26 protein-coding genes are annotated in these 19,008 nt (G+C 64.4%); 14 read left to right on the top strand and 12 right to left on the bottom strand.

The window, feature by feature from the left end; translation table 11 throughout:
* Positions 1 to 3: 3 nt before the first annotated feature.
* Positions 4 to 450 (bottom strand): hypothetical protein, encoded by a 447-nt coding sequence (locus tag ACZI8R_RS12915; RefSeq protein WP_463380027.1) that lies wholly within the window; start codon positions 448 to 450, stop codon positions 4 to 6.
* A gap of 19 nt (positions 451 to 469) precedes the next feature.
* Entirely contained in the window at positions 470 to 1,396 is a 927-nt protein-coding gene (locus tag ACZI8R_RS12910; RefSeq protein ID WP_463380026.1) for an AEC family transporter, read from the bottom strand.
* A 216-nt stretch (positions 1,397 to 1,612) separates the two neighbouring features.
* On the opposite strand from ACZI8R_RS12910, the gene ACZI8R_RS12905 reads away from it, so the two are divergent.
* Positions 1,613 to 2,662: a serine hydrolase domain-containing protein gene (locus ACZI8R_RS12905; RefSeq protein ID WP_463380025.1), complete on the top strand. Its 1,050-nt coding sequence runs from the start codon at positions 1,613 to 1,615 to the stop codon at positions 2,660 to 2,662.
* A 10-nt stretch (positions 2,663 to 2,672) separates the two neighbouring features.
* Here ACZI8R_RS12905 and ACZI8R_RS12900 read toward each other — a convergent pair whose 3' ends face one another.
* The 6 genes from ACZI8R_RS12900 to rpmB form a co-directional block, all read right to left on the bottom strand.
* Positions 2,673 to 4,244 (bottom strand): GMC oxidoreductase, encoded by a 1,572-nt coding sequence (locus ACZI8R_RS12900; protein ID WP_463380024.1) that lies wholly within the window; start codon positions 4,242 to 4,244, stop codon positions 2,673 to 2,675.
* A 76-nt stretch (positions 4,245 to 4,320) separates the two neighbouring features.
* Positions 4,321 to 4,863 (bottom strand): TetR/AcrR family transcriptional regulator, encoded by a 543-nt coding sequence (locus tag ACZI8R_RS12895; protein WP_463380023.1) that lies wholly within the window; start codon positions 4,861 to 4,863, stop codon positions 4,321 to 4,323.
* Positions 4,864 to 5,010: 147 nt separating this feature from the next.
* Positions 5,011 to 5,265 carry a 30S ribosomal protein S18 gene (gene rpsR / locus ACZI8R_RS12890; RefSeq protein WP_378578135.1) on the bottom strand — a complete coding sequence of 85 codons (255 nt, stop codon included), beginning with the start codon at positions 5,263 to 5,265 and terminating at the stop codon, positions 5,011 to 5,013.
* Positions 5,266 to 5,275: 10 nt separating this feature from the next.
* On the bottom strand, positions 5,276 to 5,581 hold the full coding sequence (rpsN, locus tag ACZI8R_RS12885; protein WP_463380022.1) for a 30S ribosomal protein S14: 306 nt from the start codon (positions 5,579 to 5,581) through the stop codon (positions 5,276 to 5,278).
* Positions 5,582 to 5,586: 5 nt separating this feature from the next.
* The gene (rpmG, locus tag ACZI8R_RS12880; protein WP_463380021.1) at positions 5,587 to 5,751 is read right to left on the bottom strand and encodes a 50S ribosomal protein L33; all 165 of its coding nucleotides are present in this window, start codon (positions 5,749 to 5,751) and stop codon (positions 5,587 to 5,589) included.
* 2 nt (positions 5,752 to 5,753) lie between these two features.
* A complete protein-coding gene (rpmB, locus tag ACZI8R_RS12875; protein ID WP_463380229.1) occupies positions 5,754 to 5,990 on the bottom strand; it encodes a 50S ribosomal protein L28 in 237 nt (78 codons plus the stop codon).
* An 87-nt stretch (positions 5,991 to 6,077) separates the two neighbouring features.
* Here rpmB and mrf point away from each other — a divergent pair, with 87 nt between their 5' ends.
* The 13 genes from mrf (at position 6,078) to ACZI8R_RS12810 (ending at position 16,640) form a co-directional block, all read left to right on the top strand.
* Entirely contained in the window at positions 6,078 to 7,340 is a 1,263-nt protein-coding gene (gene mrf, locus ACZI8R_RS12870) for a ribosome hibernation factor-recruiting GTPase MRF (RefSeq protein WP_463380020.1), read from the top strand.
* Positions 7,337 to 7,597: a type B 50S ribosomal protein L31 gene (locus ACZI8R_RS12865; RefSeq protein ID WP_463380019.1), complete on the top strand. Its 261-nt coding sequence runs from the start codon at positions 7,337 to 7,339 to the stop codon at positions 7,595 to 7,597. The genes mrf and ACZI8R_RS12865 overlap by 4 nt, the downstream gene beginning before the upstream one ends.
* A 2-nt stretch (positions 7,598 to 7,599) precedes the next feature.
* Complete coding sequence (gene rpmF / locus ACZI8R_RS12860; RefSeq protein ID WP_463380018.1) at positions 7,600 to 7,773, top strand: 50S ribosomal protein L32; 174 nt, start codon at positions 7,600 to 7,602, stop codon at positions 7,771 to 7,773.
* Positions 7,774 to 7,801: 28 nt separating this feature from the next.
* Positions 7,802 to 8,410 (top strand): trimeric intracellular cation channel family protein, encoded by a 609-nt coding sequence (locus tag ACZI8R_RS12855; protein ID WP_463380017.1) that lies wholly within the window; start codon positions 7,802 to 7,804, stop codon positions 8,408 to 8,410.
* Between the two features lie 48 nt (positions 8,411 to 8,458).
* Positions 8,459 to 9,145, top strand: a complete 687-nt coding sequence (locus ACZI8R_RS12850) for a response regulator transcription factor (RefSeq protein WP_463380016.1) — start codon at positions 8,459 to 8,461, stop codon at positions 9,143 to 9,145.
* Positions 9,145 to 10,599: an ATP-binding protein gene (locus ACZI8R_RS12845; RefSeq protein ID WP_463380015.1), complete on the top strand. Its 1,455-nt coding sequence runs from the start codon at positions 9,145 to 9,147 to the stop codon at positions 10,597 to 10,599. The genes ACZI8R_RS12850 and ACZI8R_RS12845 overlap by 1 nt, the downstream gene beginning before the upstream one ends.
* A 152-nt stretch (positions 10,600 to 10,751) precedes the next feature.
* Entirely contained in the window at positions 10,752 to 12,254 is a 1,503-nt protein-coding gene (locus ACZI8R_RS12840) for a S1C family serine protease (protein ID WP_463380014.1), read from the top strand.
* A complete protein-coding gene (locus ACZI8R_RS12835) occupies positions 12,254 to 12,814 on the top strand; it encodes a MogA/MoaB family molybdenum cofactor biosynthesis protein (protein ID WP_463380228.1) in 561 nt (186 codons plus the stop codon). The genes ACZI8R_RS12840 and ACZI8R_RS12835 overlap by 1 nt, the downstream gene beginning before the upstream one ends.
* A 33-nt stretch (positions 12,815 to 12,847) precedes the next feature.
* Complete coding sequence (locus tag ACZI8R_RS12830; RefSeq protein ID WP_463380013.1) at positions 12,848 to 13,030, top strand: hypothetical protein; 183 nt, start codon at positions 12,848 to 12,850, stop codon at positions 13,028 to 13,030.
* Between the two features lie 589 nt (positions 13,031 to 13,619).
* Complete coding sequence (locus tag ACZI8R_RS12825) at positions 13,620 to 14,240, top strand: MspA family porin (protein ID WP_463380012.1); 621 nt, start codon at positions 13,620 to 13,622, stop codon at positions 14,238 to 14,240.
* 65 nt (positions 14,241 to 14,305) lie between these two features.
* Positions 14,306 to 14,986 (top strand): MspA family porin, encoded by a 681-nt coding sequence (locus tag ACZI8R_RS12820; RefSeq protein WP_463380011.1) that lies wholly within the window; start codon positions 14,306 to 14,308, stop codon positions 14,984 to 14,986.
* A gap of 260 nt (positions 14,987 to 15,246) precedes the next feature.
* Positions 15,247 to 15,867, top strand: a complete 621-nt coding sequence (locus tag ACZI8R_RS12815; protein ID WP_463380010.1) for an MspA family porin — start codon at positions 15,247 to 15,249, stop codon at positions 15,865 to 15,867.
* 80 nt (positions 15,868 to 15,947) lie between these two features.
* Positions 15,948 to 16,640, top strand: coding sequence for an MspA family porin (locus ACZI8R_RS12810; protein WP_463380009.1), 693 nt, complete (start codon positions 15,948 to 15,950; stop codon positions 16,638 to 16,640).
* Positions 16,641 to 16,709: 69 nt separating this feature from the next.
* Here the strand turns inward: ACZI8R_RS12810 and mscL are convergent, their stop codons facing one another.
* From mscL to ACZI8R_RS12790, 4 genes are all read right to left on the bottom strand, one after another.
* Positions 16,710 to 17,138 carry a large-conductance mechanosensitive channel protein MscL gene (gene mscL / locus ACZI8R_RS12805; RefSeq protein ID WP_463380008.1) on the bottom strand — a complete coding sequence of 143 codons (429 nt, stop codon included), beginning with the start codon at positions 17,136 to 17,138 and terminating at the stop codon, positions 16,710 to 16,712.
* Between the two features lie 87 nt (positions 17,139 to 17,225).
* Positions 17,226 to 17,897: an RcpC/CpaB family pilus assembly protein gene (locus tag ACZI8R_RS12800; RefSeq protein ID WP_463380007.1), complete on the bottom strand. Its 672-nt coding sequence runs from the start codon at positions 17,895 to 17,897 to the stop codon at positions 17,226 to 17,228.
* 90 nt (positions 17,898 to 17,987) lie between these two features.
* Positions 17,988 to 18,323 (bottom strand): FmdB family zinc ribbon protein, encoded by a 336-nt coding sequence (locus ACZI8R_RS12795; RefSeq protein ID WP_463380006.1) that lies wholly within the window; start codon positions 18,321 to 18,323, stop codon positions 17,988 to 17,990.
* Between the two features lie 102 nt (positions 18,324 to 18,425).
* Positions 18,426 to 19,001: a 5-formyltetrahydrofolate cyclo-ligase gene (locus ACZI8R_RS12790; RefSeq protein ID WP_463380005.1), complete on the bottom strand. Its 576-nt coding sequence runs from the start codon at positions 18,999 to 19,001 to the stop codon at positions 18,426 to 18,428.
* Positions 19,002 to 19,008 lie beyond the last annotated feature (7 nt).

Below are 19,008 nucleotides of genomic sequence, written 5' to 3'. Positions count from 1 at the left end.
GTGTCAGCGACCGACAACCGTGCGGTCGCCGACGGGCGCCTGCAACGGCACTTCGACCGTGCCCATCACTGCGATCAGGATGCACATCTGGTCGGCCTTCTCGGGCAGAACGCCGGTGCGCACGGAGACCTCCACGGTGGTGTCCGTCTCGGTCACCACGGGGTCGACGCCGTAGCACTGGGGGGTGCCTGTGGTGAAGTTCAAGGCGATGGTGTTCGGGTTCACCTCCGACCACGACTCCACCGGGGTGTCTCGCGCTCGCACGATGTCCGGCCGCGGGGTGAAAGCTGTGCGGAATTCCTCGACGGGCGATTTCCGGATTGTCGGGGCGGAATCGGAAGTGGTCGTCGAGGCTTCGGGGTTCGGCGGTGGTTCGGCCTCGTTCTCGTCGCCGGACGAGCAGCCGGCGACGGTGAGGCAGATCAACGCTGCGAGGGCGAAAACACGCATGACCAACCGTAGCTTCCCGTCAGGCGAGCAGCGCCGCGACGATCGCGATCGCCGGAATAGCCGCCAGAGTGGTGACGAATGCGCTGTCGCGGGCGAGAACGGTGCCGCGTCGGTATCTGCTCGCGTACACGAAAACGTTCTGTGCGGTGGGCAGTGTCGAGACCACGACGATCGCGAACAGTTCGTGCCCGTCCAGCCCAAGCAGATAGTGCGCCATGAGGTAGGCCAAGACCGGCTGCACCACGATCTTGAGGGCCGACGCGAGGGCGACGTCGCGGCGGGGACTCGTGCCCTTTTCGAGTACCCGGACGCCGTAGAGCGAGAGACCGAACGCGATGAGAGCGCCGGGTACGGATGCTCCGCCGACGAGACGGAACGGCTGCATCAATGCTTCGGGCGGCGTCCAGTGGGTGACCGCGAGCAACAGTCCGGCGGCGCCGGCCACGACGATCGGGTTCTTGAACGGTGCGCTGATCGTCTCCCATCTCGATGCACCTCCGGGCAGGGCCGCGATGTCGAGGATGCTGAGCGCGATGGGGGAGTAGACGACGATTTGGAACAACAGCAGGGGAGCCACGAACGAGGCGTCGCCGAGGACGAACACGGCGATCGGAATACCGAGGTTCGCGGAGTTCACGTAGGACGAGGACAGCGCGCCGATGGTCAGCTCGGGTACCGGACGCTTCAACCACAGCTTGGCGATCACCACGTACAGCGCGCCGACGGCGAACGCGGTGGCCGACGCGACGGCGAGTGTCGGGGAGAAGATCACCGAGAGGTCGGATGTGGCGAGGGTGTCGAACAACAGCGCCGGAGTCGCGACGAAGAAGACGAGTCGCCCGAGAACCGTCTCGCCTTCCGGACCGAGGGTCTCGAATCGACCGAGCGCGTAGCCGATCGCGATGATGACGAAGATGACGGTGAAACCCGCGATGACGCCGGACAACTACTTCACCGATTCCTTCCGAACCTTTTCGGCCCGGTGATCGGCCGAGCAACCGTCGAGCACTTTACGCCGGTGGTGGTGTTCGCCGGGAATCGGCGGGAGGCCGTCCGCAGAAAGTGTGCAGCGTCTGGCGCTGCGGGTAGCGCGCGTAGGAGAATGAATGTGGGTTGGGAAACCGTAGGCCGCTACGCCTCGGTGTGACGAGGGGTGGGCTCGATGTTCGTAAGATTCGCCGCGGTGGCCGCGGTGTGCATGTTCGGGTTCGTGGTGGGGACGCCCGTCGCCCAGGCCTTGGCTCCGCCGACGTCCGGTGACCCCACGGTCATTGGGCTGGCGCAACCCGTTCTCGAGCGCGGCAATCAGCACGGGGTGAGCGTCGCCGTCGTGGACGGCCCGGAGACGGCGTTCGCGAATTTCGGTGCGGAGAACAACACGGAGTACGAAATCGGCTCGCTGACAAAGACGTTCACTGCGGAGTTGTTCATGGACGCGGTGGCGCGCGGCGAGGTTCGTGAGGACACGCGGTTGGGCGAGTTGCTGCCGTTGGACGGCTCGCCGGTCGGCGATGTCACGCTCGTGGACTTGGCGTCGCACCGGTCCGGTCTTCCTCCGTTCGCCATCACGATGGACATGGCAACCAATGCGTTCGGGTGGGTGAGCGCCACCAACCCGTTTCCGTTCGACCGGGATCAGTTGATCCAGCAGGCGCGCGAGACTCCCCTCTGGACGCCGGGCCGATACCAGTACTCCACCTTCGGATACGCGCTGCTCGGTCAGGCTCTGGCCGTCGCGGCCGACACCGACTACCGGACGTTGCTCACGGAGCGGATGCTCGTACCGATGCATCTGACCGACACCTGGCTACCGATCGGCGCAACGGATCTTCCGGCGGATGCCTCCCGTGGGTTCGACGCACTCGGCCGGCAACAGGCGCCGTGGCCACTCGACGGGTACGCGCCGGCCGGTGGCATTCGGTCGACGATCGACGACATGGCTTCCTATGCACAACAGTTGTTGGACGGGACGGTGCCGGGCGAAGGTGCACTCACTCCGCATTGGCCCCTGCCGAACGGCGCGCAGGGCGCGATGTCCTGGCAGGTCGAGCAGGTGGCGGGCGCTGCGTACACCGTGCATTCGGGCAGTACCGGCGGCTTCCAGAGCATCATGGTGCTCGACCGTGATCGCCACCGCGCAGTGGTGATCCTCTCGAACACGATCGGATCGCTCCAATCGGCGGCGTACGAGATCATGGCCGGCCTCGTCTGACCGGAATCGGTCAGATGATCGTCCCGACATCTTTTTCGACGAGGTGATCCAGCGCGCGCTCTGCGACGGCCGCGATGGTCATCGACGGATTGCACGCGGCGGTATTGCCCGGCATGAGGGCGCCGTCGAGGACGTACAGGCCGCGCTGCCCGTGGACCCGGCCCTCGAGATCGCACACCGTGTTCATGCAGGCACCGCCGAGCGGATGCCACGTGGACGGAACGACGGCGTTGGTGTCGATCAGGACACCGCCCGGCCCGGCGATCTTCGCGGCCGCGGGACCGATGTGCTCGTTCTGGATCCGGTTGTCGCCGTCCTTGGGCCACTGCAGAACCACATCGCGTCCGGCAGGGTCGTAGGTGAGGCGCCCGCGGCCCTCGCTCACTCCGTAGCCGACCATCATCGTGGTGTGCATGTCCACTCCGAGCGGGGGCATGGACGCCTGGATGAGGGTGATGGCGGAACCCGGGTCGTCCCATTGCAGGCTGCCGTACACGACGGGTCCGCCTTGGCCGAGACCGAAGTTCTCCGTCATGTCGTTCCAGGCGTAGATCCGGTCCGCGTTGGTGCCCCAGCCTTCGCCGAGGGCTTCGGGCAGGTCCGGGATGGCGCCGGTGGCCGCGGCTCGTACGAGAAGCTTGGTGGTGCCCAGACTGCCCGCTGCCATCACGAGTGTGGGAGTGGTGAGGATCTTGTTCTCGACAACTTTTCCGGTCGTATCGGTGCGGTCGACGTGCAGGCGCCACCGGCCGTCCTCGGCCCGTTCGATGGAGGTGACGTCGTGCAGTGGTTCGACAGTGGTCCGGCCGGTCGCCTCGGCCGCCGCGAGGTACGTGACGTCGACGGATTGCTTGCCGCCGTTGTTGACTCCGAGTGCGCCGTCGCCGTTGGTGTAGGAGGGTTTCATCTCTCCGCGCACCTCGGCGAGCGCGTAGTTCCAGTCGACGGGCATCGGAATCTTGGAAAGGGGCATACCGGCACCCCGTACATTGCGGGCGAAGATTCGAGCCGCAGCGTAGGTCGGGCTGTCGATCAGTTCGTCGGGCGCCTCCGCGAGTCCGAGCATCTTCGCGACGCGCGGATAATGGACCGCCGACATCGTGCGGTAGTCGAGTTCTTCGGGGAAGTGTGTGTTGAACACGGCTTCGGCTGGTTGCAGAGACATGCCCTGGTAGACGAGTGAACCGCCGCCCACTCCCGCCGCGCACAGTGCGGAGATGTTGTCGCCCATCACGGCCTCGATCAACCCGGTGTGCGGCTCGAAAGGCATTGGCTTCCCGAACAGTTCGGGATAGGACTTGTGCCAGAGAATACGCTGGTCGGGGTTGGAGGCGTGGGGGAACGTCTCAGAGTTCGGGCCGGTCGGCCAGCGCTTCCCGCGTTCGAGCACGAGTACCGGCACGCCGGCCTGGGACAGCCGAAGTGCGGTGACACCACCACCGAAGCCCGACCCGATCACGATCACCCGGTGTTCTTCTCGGACGAGCGGAACGGTATCTGCGCGCGCTCGCGGCGCAGCGGCCAGGGTGACCCCGGCGGCGGCTGCGCCCACCAGGAACGAACGCCTTGAGACTGCGGTCATCGAGTACCCCGATCACGGGTCGAGTGCTTTCCTGCGGACCGAACGCAAGAAAACTAGACACTCGAACCGTAAAGTGTCAAGGAAGCAGTGGGCCCAGAGTGCGGTACAGCAGTCGGCGCAGTTGCTCGTCCGTGCGTACGGCGTCACTGTCGAAGAAGACGAGCGAGAGGGTCAGTCGGGCGACGATCTCGAGGATGTCGTCCAGGTCTGCGGCCACCGCCGAATTTCGCTCCGCCAGTGGTGACATGATCTGTTCCAGAACGTTTTTCGTGCGGTCCACGACGCCGTCGTCGAACACCGGATTGGCTTGTTCGGAACGGAAGAGGGAGGCGAGAATCGGGTGAGTGCGGATCGATGCTCGACCGAGGACGATCATGTCGACCACGTATTCGGTGGCGTCGCGGCCGGGGTCCAGCTTCTCGAAAAGGTCACCCATCGTCGCGATCGCCACGCTCGCGACGGCCTGCGATACGAGTTCCTCGCGGCTCCCGAATATCGAGTAGACGGTCTGCCGGGAGACGCCGGCGGACTTGGACACGGCGGCGATCGACGCCGCATCGAAGCCGGACTCTTCGATCAGTCCGAGCGCGGCGCCCAGAATCTTCTCCCTCGAGCGCATGGGTGAACACTAACGGCCCGGTGTGAGTGTCCGGACAGCAGAACGGCCGTGCAGTCCAGTTGGACTGCACGGCCGCTGCTCCCGACCAATGTCACACCGGTTCGCGTGAGCTGAACCTGTGTGACGTTGGTCGGGGTGGGTTTGTGGCTACCGGCTCGTGAAGGGCAGGAGCGCCATCTCGCGCGCATTCTTCACGGCGACGGCGACCTCGCGCTGCTGCTGCGGGGTCAGGCCCGTCACGCGGCGGCTACGGATCTTGCCGCGATCCGAGATGAAGGTGCGGAGCAAGTTGATGTCCTTGTAATCCACGTGCTCGATCTTGGCCGCGAACAACGGGTTCTTCTTGGGCTTGCGGCCCTCGACCGGCCGGGGCTTCTTGGACGGTGATCTCTTGACTGCCATTGACTATCCTTTACCAGCTCGACTTGTGGACGCCTGGCAGCTCCCCGCGGTGCGCCATCTCGCGTACACGCACGCGAGAGAGCCCGAATTTCCTCAGGTGGCCGCGCGGACGTCCATCCGCAGCGTCTCGATTGCGCAATCTTACCGGACTCGAGTCGCGTGGTAGACGCTGCAGGGCTGCCTGAGCCCGTGCGCGCTCGTCGTCGCTGCTCGAGGGGCGGCGAATCGTCTCCTTGAGTTCGGTTCGGATCTCGGCGTACCTGGCGACGATCACCTTGCGCTGTTCGTTCTTCGCGATCTTCGATTTCTTTGCCACGCGCGCTACTTCTCTTCTCGAAATTCGACATGCCGCCGTACGACGGGGTCGTACTTCTTCATGATCAGGCGGTCGGGGTCGTTGCGACGGTTCTTCCGGGTCACGTAGGTGTGCCCGGTTCCGGCCGTCGATTTGAGCTTGATGATGGGGCGAATCTCGTTTCTCGCCATGGTCAGACCTTCTCTCCGCGGCCCCGGATGCGGGCCACGACGGCTTCGATTCCGTCACGGTCGATCGTCTTGATGCCCTTCGTCGAGAGCGTGAGCGTGACGCGACGTCCTTCGCTGGGCAGTAGGTACGTCTTCTTCTGGATGTTCGGGTTCCAGCGCCGATTGGAGCGCTTGTGGGAGTGCGACACGGACTTCCCGAATCCGGGAGTGCGTCCGGTCACCTGGCAGTGCGCCGACATGGGCGTTCCCTTTCCGACCCGCCACATATGGGGGTGATAATCATTTTCGACAACGGCAGAAGTTCAATGTACCGTTCTCGACACGTAATGACAATCGTTATCGAAAGGGTGCTCGTGAGTGAGATACTCGACGGCCGGACGCCGCTGATCCTGGTCGCCGGCTGGAACGGACCCACCGATGCCACCGCCCGTTCGCTACTCGGTCCCGGCACCGTCGTGGTTCACCACGATCTCGATCTGGTGCAAGAGGGTGTCGTGCGGCGCACCGTCACCACCTGGGAGGACGGGCAGCCATACGAACGGATGGGCATCCTCGAACTCGCCCACGGCTGCATTTCCTGCACGCTGCGCGAGGACCTGCTGCCGCTCCTGCGCACGTTGCACTCGCGCTCGTCCGTACAACGCATCGTGTTGCACCTCGACCGCCAGCTCGAGCCAGAGGCGCTGTGCTGGGCGATCGAACATGTGGTGGTCGCCGGCCTGGTCGGACGGACCGACGGCCCGGCGTCCCGAGACGTGCGGGTCGAAGCAGTCGTCACCTGCGTGGACGCATCGACCTGGCTCGACGAGGCGACAGGAGACGAGGACCTCGGCGACGACCGCACCGTCGCGCAGATCGCTGTCGGGCAGGTCGATCACGCGGATGCGCTGGTGGTCTCGGGTAACGCCGGTGACGGCTGGCAGCAGGCGAAGTTGCACGCCGTTCTCACCCGTCTGGCCCCGTCGGCGCCGATCGCGTGGGGCACGGGAACGGACATCGACAACCTCTTGCTGCAGATTCCGGCGGACGCCCGACGCGGGGCCGTCTCGGATGCGCACTCACCCCTGCTGAGAGGGCAGCCACCGCTCGGAAACGACTGTGGCGTGATGTTGGTCGAGTTCGAGGCTCAGCGGCCGTTTCACCCCGAACGGCTTCACGAGGCGATCGACGTGCTCCTCGAGGGCGTCGTCTCCGCACGCGGACGGGTGTGGGTGGCGACCCAACCGGACGAGGCGCTGTGGCTCGAGTCGGCGGGCGGCGGCCTGCGGGTGGCCAGCGCGGACCGGTGGCTTGCGGCCATGACCCCCGCCGAACAGGACCGGGTGCCCACGGCGCGCCGCGCGATGGCGGCACTGCGATGGGACGAGCGGTTCGGAGACCGGCATTCGTCGATCGTCGTGCTCGTGCACTCGGCCGATCCGACCGAGATCGACCGCACCCTCCAGTGGGCACTCGTCTCCGACGACGAACTTGCCGACGAATCCGCGTGGACCACCTGGAACGACCCGTTCGGACAGTTCCACGAAGACCCGTGCGAGATCACCGAATCTCCCTACGCGGAATACGACAAGAGAGAAGGACAGCAATGAAGCAGGGCATTCATCCCGACTATCACCCGGTGGTGTTCAAGGATGCCGCCACCGGCAACAGTTTCCTCACCCGGTCCACCCTCACGAGCGACCGCACCGTCGAATGGGAGGACGGGAACGTCTACCCCCTCATGGTCGTGGACGTGTCCAACGAATCGCACCCGTTCTGGACCGGCGCACAGCGCGTGATGGACACGGCGGGCCGCGTGGAGAAGTTCGAGCGCCGGTACGGCAAGCGCCGAGCGAAAGGAGAATAGCGATGGCCGTTCCGAAGAGAAAGATGTCGCGGTCAAACACACGGAGTCGCCGGTCGCAGTGGAAGGCCCAGGCGCCCGATCTCGTGGACGTCACGGTGGACGGCGCGACGCACCGCGTCCCGCGTCGGCTCGTGAAGGCGGTCCGACTCGGCTTTGTGGACCTGGATCGCACCTGACGAACTACCACTGTGTCAGTCTGATCCGGTGCTGCTCCACATCTTCGAATGGGTAGGTATCGCCGCTTTCGCGGCGTCGGGTGCTCTGGTCGGCGTCGCGAAGCGGCTCGACCTGTTCGGTGTCTTCATGGTCGGGGTGTTCACCGGTATCGGTGGCGGCATCGTGCGAGACGTGTTGCTGGGTATCCATCCGCCGACGTCACTGGCGAGTTGGCCCAACTTCGGGACCGCGGCGGTGACGTCGCTTGCGGTGTTCTATCTGCACTCCGTGCTCGATCGACTGCGGCGGGCGATTCTGAGCCTCGACGCGTTGGGAATGGGGGTCTTCGCGACCACCGGCGCCGTCGTCGCGCTCGAACACGATTCCGGCGCCCTGGCCGCGTGTCTGATCGGCGCAACGGCCGCCATCGGTGGCGGCGTGATGCGCGACGTGCTGGTCAACGAGATGCCGTTGTTGCTGCAACGGGACCTGTATGCGGTTCCCGCACTGCTCGGTGCGGCCCTGACCGTCACGGTCCTGGAACTCGGCGCCGCGAACAACCTCGCGCTGGTGATCGGAACGGCGTTCGCCGCGGGATTGCGGCTCGTGTCGCTGTGGCGAAAGTGGAGCCTGCCGGCGCCACGCTACCTCGATTGAATCGCTCTTCTCAGACATATCTCAGTTGCTCGGGCCAAACTGTCTGGTATGCGCATCTTGGTGGTCGACGACGATCGTGCCGTGCGGGAGTCCCTGCGGCGTTCGCTCAGCTTCAACGGTTACACGGTCGACTTGGCAGTGGACGGGCTCGACGCACTCGGGCAGGTAGCTCAGTCACGTCCCGACGCCCTGGTTCTCGACGTCATGATGCCTCGGCTCGACGGCCTCGAAGTGTGTCGCCGGCTGCGCAGCACCGGTGACGATCTGCCCATTCTCGTCCTCACCGCCCGCGATTCGGTGTCGGAGCGGGTGTCCGGCCTCGATGCCGGTGCGGACGACTACCTCCCCAAACCCTTCGCTCTCGAAGAACTTCTCGCCCGTCTGCGTGCGTTACTGCGGCGGACGGCCCCCGACCCGGGGGAGGACTCGGAGACCATGGAGTTCGGCGACCTGACCCTGGATCCGGTCACCCGTGAGGTGGTGCGGTCGGGTCGGTCGATCAGCCTGACCAGAACCGAGTTCTCGCTGATGGAAATGCTGATGGCCAACCCGCGGCGCGTGCTCACTCGTGGCCGCATCCTCGAAGAGGTGTGGGGATACGACTTCCCCACGTCCGGCAACGCCCTCGAGGTGTACGTCGGCTATCTGCGCAGAAAGACGGAAGCAGACGGCGAACCGAGGTTGATCCACACCGTCCGAGGAGTCGGCTACGTGCTTCGGGAGACGCCTCCGTGATGGCCGTCCCGTTCGGAACCAAGGACAACTCGCGCAAACAGCCCAACACGGGTCCGTTGCCGACGGCCCCGCCGGTGCCGTCGCAGATGCGACCGCCGATGCCGCTCACCCGGTCCGTGTCGCTGCGCTGGCGCGTGACACTGCTCGCTGCCTCCGTCGTCGCGATCGCGGTGGCCGTCATGGCCATCGCGGCGTATGCGGTGGTTGCCCGTGCGCTGTACGCGGACGTGGACAACCAACTGCGCACCCGTGCCTCGGCCCTCGTGGACAGCCGTCTGGTCACGTTCGATCCCCGCTACATCGCGGGAGCCACGTCGTATGCGACCGACATCAGTGTGGCTCTGATCTTCCCGAACCTGGACTCGTACACCCCACCGGGATCGACCGTTCCGGTAGGGGAGTCGGAGCTGTCCGTCGCGCGGGGTGAGAGCAACGTGTCGTTGCGCACCGTCGACAACCAACGAGTGCTCGCGCAACGAACCCAGGACGGCAGCACTCTCGTCATCGCGCAGCGGCTGGCGCCGACGGGGGCGGTGTTGGATCGTCTCGCGTGGGTGCTCTTCGTGGTCGGGGGATGTGGTGTGATCCTTGCCGCCGCCGCGGGCACCACGGTGGGCCGCACCGGCTTACGTCCGGTCGCCCGACTCACCGCGGCCGCGGAACGCGTCGCCAGAACAGACGACCTTCGCCCGATTCCCGTGGCGGGTCGCGACGAACTGGCGCGCCTCACCGAGAGCTTCAACACAATGCTGAGGGCACTCGGTGAATCTCGTGAGCGGCAGGGCCGGCTCGTCGCCGACGCCGGCCACGAACTGCGCACGCCACTCACCTCGTTGCGTACCAACATGGAGCTGCTCATCGCGTCCGGTCGGCCGGGCGCGCCGCACATCCCGGACGAGGACATGGCGGAACTGCGGGCCGACGTGATCGCGCAGATCGAGGAATTGTCCACGTTGGTCGGCGATCTCGTGGATCTGGCTCGTGAGGATGCACCGGAGACGGTGTTCGAACGCGTGGACCTGCGTGATGTGGTCGACCGCTGCCTCGAACGAGTACGTCGGCGCCGCAACGAGATCGAGTTCGCCGCGGACACCGTGCCGTGGTTCGTCTACGGCGACCAGGCCGGCTTGGCGAGGGCTGTACTCAACGTCCTCGACAATGCGGCCAAATGGAGCCCGACCGGCGAACTGGTGCGAGTGCAGATGCGGCCCGCAGGGGTGGGCCTCGTCGAGCTGACGGTCGACGACGCGGGGCCAGGGATACCGGAGGAGGATCGGCAGCTGGTGTTCGAGCGCTTCTACCGCTCGACCGCCTCGCGGTCGATGCCCGGTTCCGGGCTTGGACTGGCGATCGTGCGCCAGGTGGTCGTCAAACACGGCGGGACGATCGCCGTCGACGTTTCCGAGCGTGGCGGCGCCATGCTCAGGATCGTTCTGCCCGGGCAGCCCGAATAGACGAAAAGTGCGCAGTCTGTCTCGGTGAGTGGGCCGAATACGTGGGTAAACTGACAGCCCGGTCTCAGGGCTCTCTCAGTTCGACACGGCAGTCTCGTACCTAGAGAGAGCCACCTCTCGAAAGGGCGGTGGCCGGAGACGAAAGTGATGCGATGACCGACGAGCGTATTGGCGAGAACTCGCCCCACGATCCGACCGGACACAATCCGGCCGGTCAGAATCCGACTTCACAGAATGCTGCGCCGGACCCGAACCGGGCGCCTGAGACGCAGCAGTTCCCCACACAGCAGTTCGGCAGCCAGCAGTACGGCACGCAGCAGTTCGGACAGCAGCAGGGGTACCCGGGCAACGCCTACACCGCGCCCCAGAACGCGTACTCCCACGTTCCGCCGCAGCCGGGACATCCTGGTGGCACCCTTCCTCATCAGCCCGGACAGCCCCCCCAGCCCGGACAGCCCCCTCAGCCTGGACAGTTGGGTCAGCCGAGCGCAGGTCCGGACGGTCACGGGCACCTGGGCCCTGCACCCGAGAATTCACGTAAGCGTTCCGGTCGCGGCGCGATCGTGGCCGGCGCGGTCGCACTGGCCCTCGTCAGCGGTGGTGTCGGTGGCGCCGTCGGCGCATGGTCCGCCGGAGGTAACGGCACCGGCTCGGGCGGCAACGTCACCAACTCTCTCGACGCGCCGGTCAGCCCGGCGAACCCGGCAGCGAACGCCCCGGCCGGGTCGGTGCAGTCGGTGGCCGCGAAGGTCGTGCCCAGCGTTGTGCAGATCGAGATCGAAAGCGCACGTGGCCAGGGCGGCGAGGGGTCCGGTGTGATCCTGTCGTCCGACGGCCTCATCCTCACAAACAACCACGTCGCGGGTGCCGCGGCGCAGGGCGGGGACCTGAAGGTGGCGTTCTCGGACGGTTCCGTATCGAGCGCCAAACTGATCGGCGCCGATCCGGTGTCGGACCTCGCCGTGATCAAGGTCGACAAGACCGGCCTCACTCCCATCGAACTCGGGACGTCCGCGGACGTGCAGGTGGGGCAGCAGGTCGTGGCCATCGGATCCCCGCTCGGGCTCGCCGGCACGGTGACGGAGGGCATCGTTTCTGCACTCGACCGCCCCGTCTCGACCAGCGGTGAATCGGGTAACCAGAACACCGTCATCGACGCGCTCCAGACCGATGCGGCGATCAACCCGGGTAACTCCGGCGGTGCATTGGTCGACATGAACGGAAAGCTGATCGGCATCAACACCGCGATCGCCAGCATGGGCGGCGCCAGCACCGGCGAACAGAGCGGTTCCATCGGCCTCGGTTTCGCCATCCCCGTCGATCAGGCCCGCAGGATTTCTCAGGAGCTGATCGAGACCGGCAAGGCGACCCAAGCGATCATCGGCATTCAGGTTCCGTCGAGGGACGACGCGAACGGTGCGTCGGTCGTCGATGTCACTCAGGGCGGTCCGGCCGCAGGTGCCGGCATCCCGAAGGGGGCGGTGATCACCAAGGTCGACGACCGGTCGATCAACAGTGGCGACGCGCTCATCGCGGCCATCCGCTCGCATGCCCCCGGGGACAAGGTGTCGATCACGTACACGGACGGTGGCGGTAAGTCCGAGAAGTCCGTCGATGTCACGCTCGGCACCGCCGAGACGCAGGGAGGCCGATGATGATCACGGGAATTGTCGGGGACGTCGCGTCACTGCCGAACCTGGCTACTACGGTAGACAGCATGGATATCGAAGCCTCGTTGGCTGGTCGCGCACTGGTGGTCATCGTCGATGACCGAACCGCTCACGGAGACGGAAAGAACTCGATCGGACCGCTGGTGACGGAGCTGCTGAACGAAGCAGGCTTCATCGTCGACGCCACCGTTGCGGTCGCTGCGGACGAGGTGGAGATCCGCAACGCGCTCAACACCGCAGTCATCGGCGGCGTCGATCTGGTGATCTCGGTCGGCGGAACCGGGGTGTCGCCTCGCGACGTCACCCCCGATGTCACCGCGGAGGTTCTCGACCGTGAGATCCCCGGAATCTCCGAGGCTTTGCGAACTTCCGGACTCGCGGCGGGCTCGCTCGACGCCGGCCTGTCTCGCGGACTCGCCGGTGTCTCGGGCAGCACCTTGGTCGTCAACCTCGCCTCGTCGCGCGCTGCGGTGCGCGACGGCATGGCGACGCTGACGCTGTTGGCCAGTCACGTCATCTCCGATCTGTCCGGGCTGGAGGACTGAGTCATCTCGACATCCGAGGGTCCGACGAAGGACGTGCACGCGGGCAAATCTGTGGGCACCTCCGGTACGCCGGTGGACAAAGCGAAGCTTGCCCGGATCTTCGGTGATGTTCTCCCCGAGACCACGGCGGACGAGCGGACACCCGACACCTCCGGCAACAGTGCTGGTGGGTCGGACGAATGGCTGCGCAGTCAGGTGCCTCCCCACCACGGCTAGACGTCGTGGCGACGAGTGCAACACAGAGTGGAGCCGGACCCAGAAAGGGTCCGGCTCCACTTCTGTTTCCAGGGGTGTTTCGCCGCCCTGTAAATATCAGGTAAACAGAATCAATCACCCGATTCGGGCATCTTCTATTTCCCTGATTTGTGGGGTGAATGGCGATGCTTCCCGATTCAAAGATCAGGGTGATTTCAGGTATTCATATACCGAACAATATATGAATAATGCATTAACACGCAGTTCAGGCGGGTTACGGTCGGTGTGTGATGTGTAAATTCTGACCACTGGTTGAACACTGGATCAAGTGTGGTCTACATCACTTCTGCGATTTGGTCCGAATAATTGCCGTTCTGCGTGAATTGACGCTACTGTCCTCCGCGAGTCGGTACTGGAGTTGCACGAAACAGACACGCTCGCGCAGTTCGAACGGAGCTCTCATGCTGGGCGAAATGGTCGATTCGTGAACATCTCGAGTTAACTCCACGGACACAGCACATGTGAATACTGCGCTGGGTTCGAATCGGACCACTTCTCAGTCTCGACCGCCGAGGCTGGGTCCCAGCAAGAATCCTGACGAGGGGTATGAATGAGCGAGAACCGTAAGTCCGGCCTGCGCCGTGGAGCCCGCATTGCCGGCCTTGGTGCCGCTGCAGCTGTCACGCTTGGTTTGATGTCCACCGGTACTGCGAATGCAGACACTTTCATTCCGTTGCCGGGCGGCGAGAAGGTGACCAACGCTGGTGAGTTGTCGGTGAAGATTGCTCGTAACGCGGAGAGCGCCAACGTTTCTCAGTCGTTGGCTGCGAACGGTGCGGGTCGTGTGGCATGGGTGTCGGGCGATGTGTTCGCCGATCTGAAGGGCAAGGTTCCCGAGGAGGGCGCGAAGATCACCACGGGTTACATCGTGGGTTGCCAGGTCGATATCACCGGACTCGAGGGTGGCCTGTCCGGCGGGCTTTCGTCGAGCGGTTTGGATATGTCGGGGTCGCTGAGTCTTCCGGTCGCTCCCGGTGAGGTGAAGTTCGCGAAGATCAAGTCGAAGGAAGACCTGAAGGAAGGCGTCTCCGCGATCCAGTACAAGGATGCCGAGCTGCAGGTTCAGGGTTGCGGCGGGTACGCCCAGGCGCGTGCGTACACCGTCGTCGAGGTTCCGGGCAATCACTACGTGAAGAGCACCCTTTACGGCCAGCCGTTCACCATCGGCTGAGTGTAGCTGCGTAGCACTACTTTTCAGACTCTTCGCGTAAGCGACTTCTTCCCTGGAGGGAAAACATGAACAGCAAGACTGTGCGCTACGGCGCCAAGGCTGCCGGTGTGGTGGCTGCTTCGACGATCGCGATCGGCTTCTTCTCTGCCGGTGCGGCCAATGCGGATACGTTCGTTCCGCTCAAGGACGGCGAGGTGACTCAGACTCTGCTCGACGGCACTGTGGTGACGGTGAAGCAGACGGGTAACTCGGCGAACATCAATCCGTCGATGGGTTCGACTCCGTTGCATCGCAATGTGTGGGCGTCGGGCAGCATCGATGTGAAGATCGATGGTGGGTCGGCCAAGGGTGGTTCGATCGATGCCGGTTACATCGTGGCGTGCCAGTTCAACTTCGGTGGCGAGGCAGGAACCGAAGGCGGCGCCAACTTCGCTCCCGATGACAGCGGAAACCTCGCTGCTGATCCTTCAGGTGAAGCAACCGGTGGCGTGACCATCGGACCCGGTGAGGCCAAGGCTGTTTCGATCCTCGACATCGAGCAGGAAGACGACTACGACGAAGAAGAGCACGTCAGCAAGTTCAAGTTCAAGGGCAACAGCGGCGGCTTCACCTACTCGGACGAGACCTTCGCCGTGTCCGGTTGCGCCGGCTACGCCCAGGCTCGCTCCTACGTGAAGGTCGACGTCTCGACCGACTCGGTCGACGGCACCACCACCCTGTGGGGACAGCCCTTCAGCCTCGGCTGATCTGGTTGAGACTAAAATCACACAACTGAATCACATACGGCTGTAACACGAGGCTGGGAGCGGTGGACCAGGTCCGCGGACTCCCAGCCTCGCTGTATGCGCACACGCACATATGGCTGTCCGGAAATGTTCGACTCTTGTACCCGAAACCGCGGAACGTAGGTGTCACATTTGAGCCAAGGTTCCGCTAACTTATCCCAAGCATGAGGTAAACGTTCCCTTCCGAAGGCCGGAAGGGGAGCGCCTGTTTAGGGGTATGAATGAGCGAGAACCGTAAGTCCGGCCTGCGCCGTGGAGCCCGCATTGCCGGCCTTGGTGCCGCTGCAGCTGTCACGCTTGGTTTGATTTCCACCGGTACTGCGAATGCAGACACTTTCATTCCGTTGCCGGGCGGCGAGAAGGTGACCAACGCTGGCGAGTTGTCGGTGAAGATTGCTCGTAATGCAGAGAGTGCCAACGTTTCTCAGTCGTTGGCTGCGAACGGTGCCGGTCGTGTGGCGTGGGTGTCGGGCGACGTGTTCGCCGATCTGAAGGGCGAGGTTCCCGAGGAGGGTGCGCAGATCACCACGGGGTACATCGTGGGTTGCCAGGTCGATATCACCGGTCTCGAGGGTGGCCTGTCCGGTGCGCTCTCTTCGAAGGGTGTGGATCTGTCGGGTGCATTGAGTCTTCCGGTTGCTCCGGGTGAGGTGAAGTTCGCGAAGATCAAGTCGAAGTCGGATCTGAAGGAAGGCGTCTCCGCGATCCAGTACAAGGACGCCGAGCTGCAGGTGCAGGGTTGCGGTGGTTACGCGCAGGCGCGTGCGTACACCGTCGTCGTGATTCCGGGCAATCACTACGTGAAGACGACTCTCTACGGTCAGCCCTTCACCATCGGCTGAGCACTGCTACGTAGCAACATCTTTCATCCTGATGCTGCGCGAGCATGCTCGTGTGGTGCTGGACCCTCGAAAGGGAATTCATGAACAGCAAGACTGTGCGCTACGGCGCCAAGGCTGCCGGTGTGGTGGCTGCTTCGACGATCGCGATCGGCTTCTTTTCTGCTGGTGCGGCCAATGCGGATACGTTCGTTCCGCTCAAGGACGGCGAGGTGACTCAGACTCTGCTCGACGGCACTGTGGTGACGGTGAAGCAGACGGGTAACTCGGCGAACATCAATCCGTCGATGGGTTCGACTCCGTTGCATCGCAATGTGTGGGCGTCGGGCAGCATCGATGTGAAGATCGATGGTGGGTCGGCCAAGGGTGGTTCGATCGATGCCGGGTACATCGTGGCGTGCCAGTTCAACTTCGGTGGCGACGCGGGAACCGAGGGTGGATCGAACTTCAATACGTCGACCGATGACGAGGGCGCGACTACTATCGTTGCCGAGCCGACGGGCGAAGCAACCGGTGGCGTGACCATCGGACCCGGTGAGGCCAAGGCTGTTTCGATCCTCGACATCGAGTACGAGGACGATTACGACGAAGAGGCCCACAAGTCATCCTTCTCGTTCAAGGGCAACAGCGGCGGGTTCACGTACTCGGACGAGACCTTCGCCGTGTCCGGTTGCGCCGGCTACGCCCAGGCTCGCTCCTACGTGAAGGTGAACGTTTCGACCGACTCGGTCGACGGCAACGTCACCCTGTGGGGACAGCCCTTCAGCCTCGGCTGACAGCTCACGTACCAATAGTTCGGGCCCGCACAGTGACACTGTGCGGGCCCGAACTATTAAAGTATTGCGTTACTCGAGGGTGGGCTTGGAGTGCGCTCCACCGTCGGTGCGGCCGGCGGAGGTCTCGAGGATGTCGCGGATCTGGATCAGCAGGTCGGTCTCGCTGGCTTCCTTGTCCTCGGGCTCGGTGGCGAAACGCTTCTTGGCGGCGTTCGCGGGCAGGATGAGGACGAAGTAGACGACCGCCGCGATGATGACGAAGTTGATGACGGCGGTGATCACCGCACCCAGGTTGAGGAAGGTCTCCTCGTTTCCGGCGTCGCCCAGCTGCACACCGAGTCCGATGTCGCCGCCGCCGCCGAGTACGGCGATGAGCGGGTTGATCACGTAGGTGGTGAACGCCGTGACGATTGCGGTGAACGCAGCGCCGACGACAACGGCAACGGCTAGGTCGAGGACGTTTCCACGGAGCAGGAAATCCTTGAATCCCTTGAGCATGTCTGTTTCTCCTCAGATGGTCGGCTTGCTGTCATTCAGCGCTCACTGGCAGGGAAAGCCTAGAACACGTTGCGACACGATGAACGATCACTGGAGTGTAACTGTGATTGCATCCGTGAGTGATGCAGCAGCGATTCGGGTCGCATCGTCGCGGGGTAGTGCCAGCATAACCACGCGTTCACGCTGGTTACGGTCGTTTTCTGGTTGTGTGACCAGTACCACGACGGCCCCGCTCGCGAGGATTGCTGCAGTCCCCGTGTTGTCCGGTGACACTGTCAGGACGTCGACGCGATCGCCTTCGCGCAGAAGGCCTGCCACGCCGGGATCGGCGAGGCGGAGTGGCACGATTCGGGCATCGGGCACTCCGGCGGCGGCATCGGCGAGCCGAGGGCCCAGGATTCGTACGTCCGTGAGCGGTTCACCCGCGCGGGTGGGGCCGGCCAGGGTGCGGCCCACGACCGGGTCGATTCCGGATTGGGTGCCGTCCGGTACCGAGCCGGCGTCCCGCTCGGCAACCGACAGGTCGGCCGCGGTCAGCACCACGCCGGGCCGAAGATCGTGTGCTGCAACGACCACCGCGACGCGATCGTCGTTCGGGTTACCGCGCACCATCACGACTACGGCCGAGACGGCGAGGGCGGCGGCCAGGATGCGTCGAACGTGGACTGCTCGGACCCGGTCGGAGCGTACGAGTTCCGAGACCCGATCGAGTGGGCCCGGTCGAAGTGTTTTCGAACGGGTCGGCAGGGCAGGTGACATGACGGAAGGTTATGGGCGCGCGGAGGCCCTACTTCCGAGAAAACGAGTCCCTGGGGATGACGCGGGCGCCTGTGGACAGGCGGCGCGGGATCAGCTTGCTGCGGCCTTGGTGGTACTGGAGCTGGAGCTGGAATTGCTCGACGAGCTCTCGGACTTCGCGGGGCTGGAGCTTGCGGTGTCGGACTTCGAGGACTCGGTCTTGGTGCTCGACTCGGACTTGGCCGCCGATTCGGTCGCCGTGTTCGATCCGGCGCGGCTGTCCGTGCGGTAGAAGCCGCTGCCCTTGAACACGATGCCCACGGAGTTGAACAGCTTACGGAGCTTGCCCGAGCATGCTGGGCACACCGTCAGGGAATCGTCGGTGAACGACTGGACGATGTCGAAACGGTTGTCGCATTCCGTGCATGCATACGAATAGGTGGGCACTGGGGGTTCCTCCGCACTGTGTAAATCACACCTCAGGTGTTGGCACTCTACCGTTGACAGTGCCAACGATGCCAATCCGGATCAACGACTGTCGGGCTTGTCCTATTCCTCGAGTCGTTTCATGCCGAGGGTGGGGGTCACTGCCCAACCCATCCGAATGTCGTGCGGATCCTCGGGAAGACGATCGACCAGTTCCGAGTCCCGGACGATGGTGACCAGGCGGGCGTCGGGTGCGGCGGCGTGCAGGGTGCGGTCGTAGTACCCGGCGCCGCGGCCCAGCCTTACGCCGCGGCGGTCCACGGCGAGGGCAGGCACGAAGATCGTGTCGGCGAGGGCCAGTTCGCCCGGCCCGAGTATCGGCCCGGAAGGCTCGCTCAGGCCGTGCGAGGCCGGCATCAGGTTCTCGCCCCCCGTGTACTCGGCCCACTGCAGCGGTCCTGGTTCCCCCGTGATCGGAAGCAGGACTCGGCCGGCGATGTCGCGGATCGATTCGAGAAGGGTGGCCGATCCGGGTTCGAGCCTGGTGGGCACGTACGCGCACACCGTGCTGCCAGGGCGGACAGCAGTGCGCACGTGGTGTTCGATCGCCAGATCCTCGGTCGCGCGATCTGTCGCAGTCGCGGCGCGACGTGCTTCCAACACCGATTTGCGCCACTCGTTCTTCGTCTCGACGCTCACAAAGGCA

The organism is Rhodococcus huquni (genome assembly GCF_055231055.1).
Note: the sequence above shows the minus strand (reverse complement) of the source record. Positions and strands in the feature narration are given on the sequence as shown.

What these genes read in the sequence shown, in the direction of transcription:
- ACZI8R_RS12915 (WP_463380027.1), bottom strand. Translation starts at nt 450, where the DNA reads ATGCGTGTTTTCGCCCTCGCAGCGTTGATCTGCCTCACCGTCGCCGGC.
- ACZI8R_RS12905 (WP_463380025.1), top strand. Translation starts at nt 1,613, where the DNA reads ATGTTCGTAAGATTCGCCGCGGTGGCCGCGGTGTGCATGTTCGGGTTC.
- ACZI8R_RS12900 (WP_463380024.1), bottom strand. Translation starts at nt 4,244, where the DNA reads ATGACCGCAGTCTCAAGGCGTTCGTTCCTGGTGGGCGCAGCCGCCGCC.
- ACZI8R_RS12895 (WP_463380023.1), bottom strand. Translation starts at nt 4,863, where the DNA reads ATGCGCTCGAGGGAGAAGATTCTGGGCGCCGCGCTCGGACTGATCGAA.
- rpsR (WP_378578135.1), bottom strand. Translation starts at nt 5,265, where the DNA reads ATGGCAGTCAAGAGATCACCGTCCAAGAAGCCCCGGCCGGTCGAGGGC.
- rpmG (WP_463380021.1), bottom strand. Translation starts at nt 5,751, where the DNA reads ATGGCGAGAAACGAGATTCGCCCCATCATCAAGCTCAAATCGACGGCC.
- rpmB (WP_463380229.1), bottom strand. Translation starts at nt 5,990, where the DNA reads ATGTCGGCGCACTGCCAGGTGACCGGACGCACTCCCGGATTCGGGAAG.
- mrf (WP_463380020.1), top strand. Translation starts at nt 6,078, where the DNA reads ATGACAATCGTTATCGAAAGGGTGCTCGTGAGTGAGATACTCGACGGC.
- ACZI8R_RS12865 (WP_463380019.1), top strand. Translation starts at nt 7,337, where the DNA reads ATGAAGCAGGGCATTCATCCCGACTATCACCCGGTGGTGTTCAAGGAT.
- rpmF (WP_463380018.1), top strand. Translation starts at nt 7,600, where the DNA reads ATGGCCGTTCCGAAGAGAAAGATGTCGCGGTCAAACACACGGAGTCGC.
- ACZI8R_RS12850 (WP_463380016.1), top strand. Translation starts at nt 8,459, where the DNA reads ATGCGCATCTTGGTGGTCGACGACGATCGTGCCGTGCGGGAGTCCCTG.
- ACZI8R_RS12845 (WP_463380015.1), top strand. Translation starts at nt 9,145, where the DNA reads ATGGCCGTCCCGTTCGGAACCAAGGACAACTCGCGCAAACAGCCCAAC.
- ACZI8R_RS12840 (WP_463380014.1), top strand. Translation starts at nt 10,752, where the DNA reads ATGACCGACGAGCGTATTGGCGAGAACTCGCCCCACGATCCGACCGGA.
- ACZI8R_RS12835 (WP_463380228.1), top strand. Translation starts at nt 12,254, where the DNA reads ATGATCACGGGAATTGTCGGGGACGTCGCGTCACTGCCGAACCTGGCT.
- ACZI8R_RS12825 (WP_463380012.1), top strand. Translation starts at nt 13,620, where the DNA reads ATGAGCGAGAACCGTAAGTCCGGCCTGCGCCGTGGAGCCCGCATTGCC.
- ACZI8R_RS12820 (WP_463380011.1), top strand. Translation starts at nt 14,306, where the DNA reads ATGAACAGCAAGACTGTGCGCTACGGCGCCAAGGCTGCCGGTGTGGTG.
- ACZI8R_RS12815 (WP_463380010.1), top strand. Translation starts at nt 15,247, where the DNA reads ATGAGCGAGAACCGTAAGTCCGGCCTGCGCCGTGGAGCCCGCATTGCC.
- ACZI8R_RS12810 (WP_463380009.1), top strand. Translation starts at nt 15,948, where the DNA reads ATGAACAGCAAGACTGTGCGCTACGGCGCCAAGGCTGCCGGTGTGGTG.
- mscL (WP_463380008.1), bottom strand. Translation starts at nt 17,138, where the DNA reads ATGCTCAAGGGATTCAAGGATTTCCTGCTCCGTGGAAACGTCCTCGAC.
- ACZI8R_RS12800 (WP_463380007.1), bottom strand. Translation starts at nt 17,897, where the DNA reads ATGTCACCTGCCCTGCCGACCCGTTCGAAAACACTTCGACCGGGCCCA.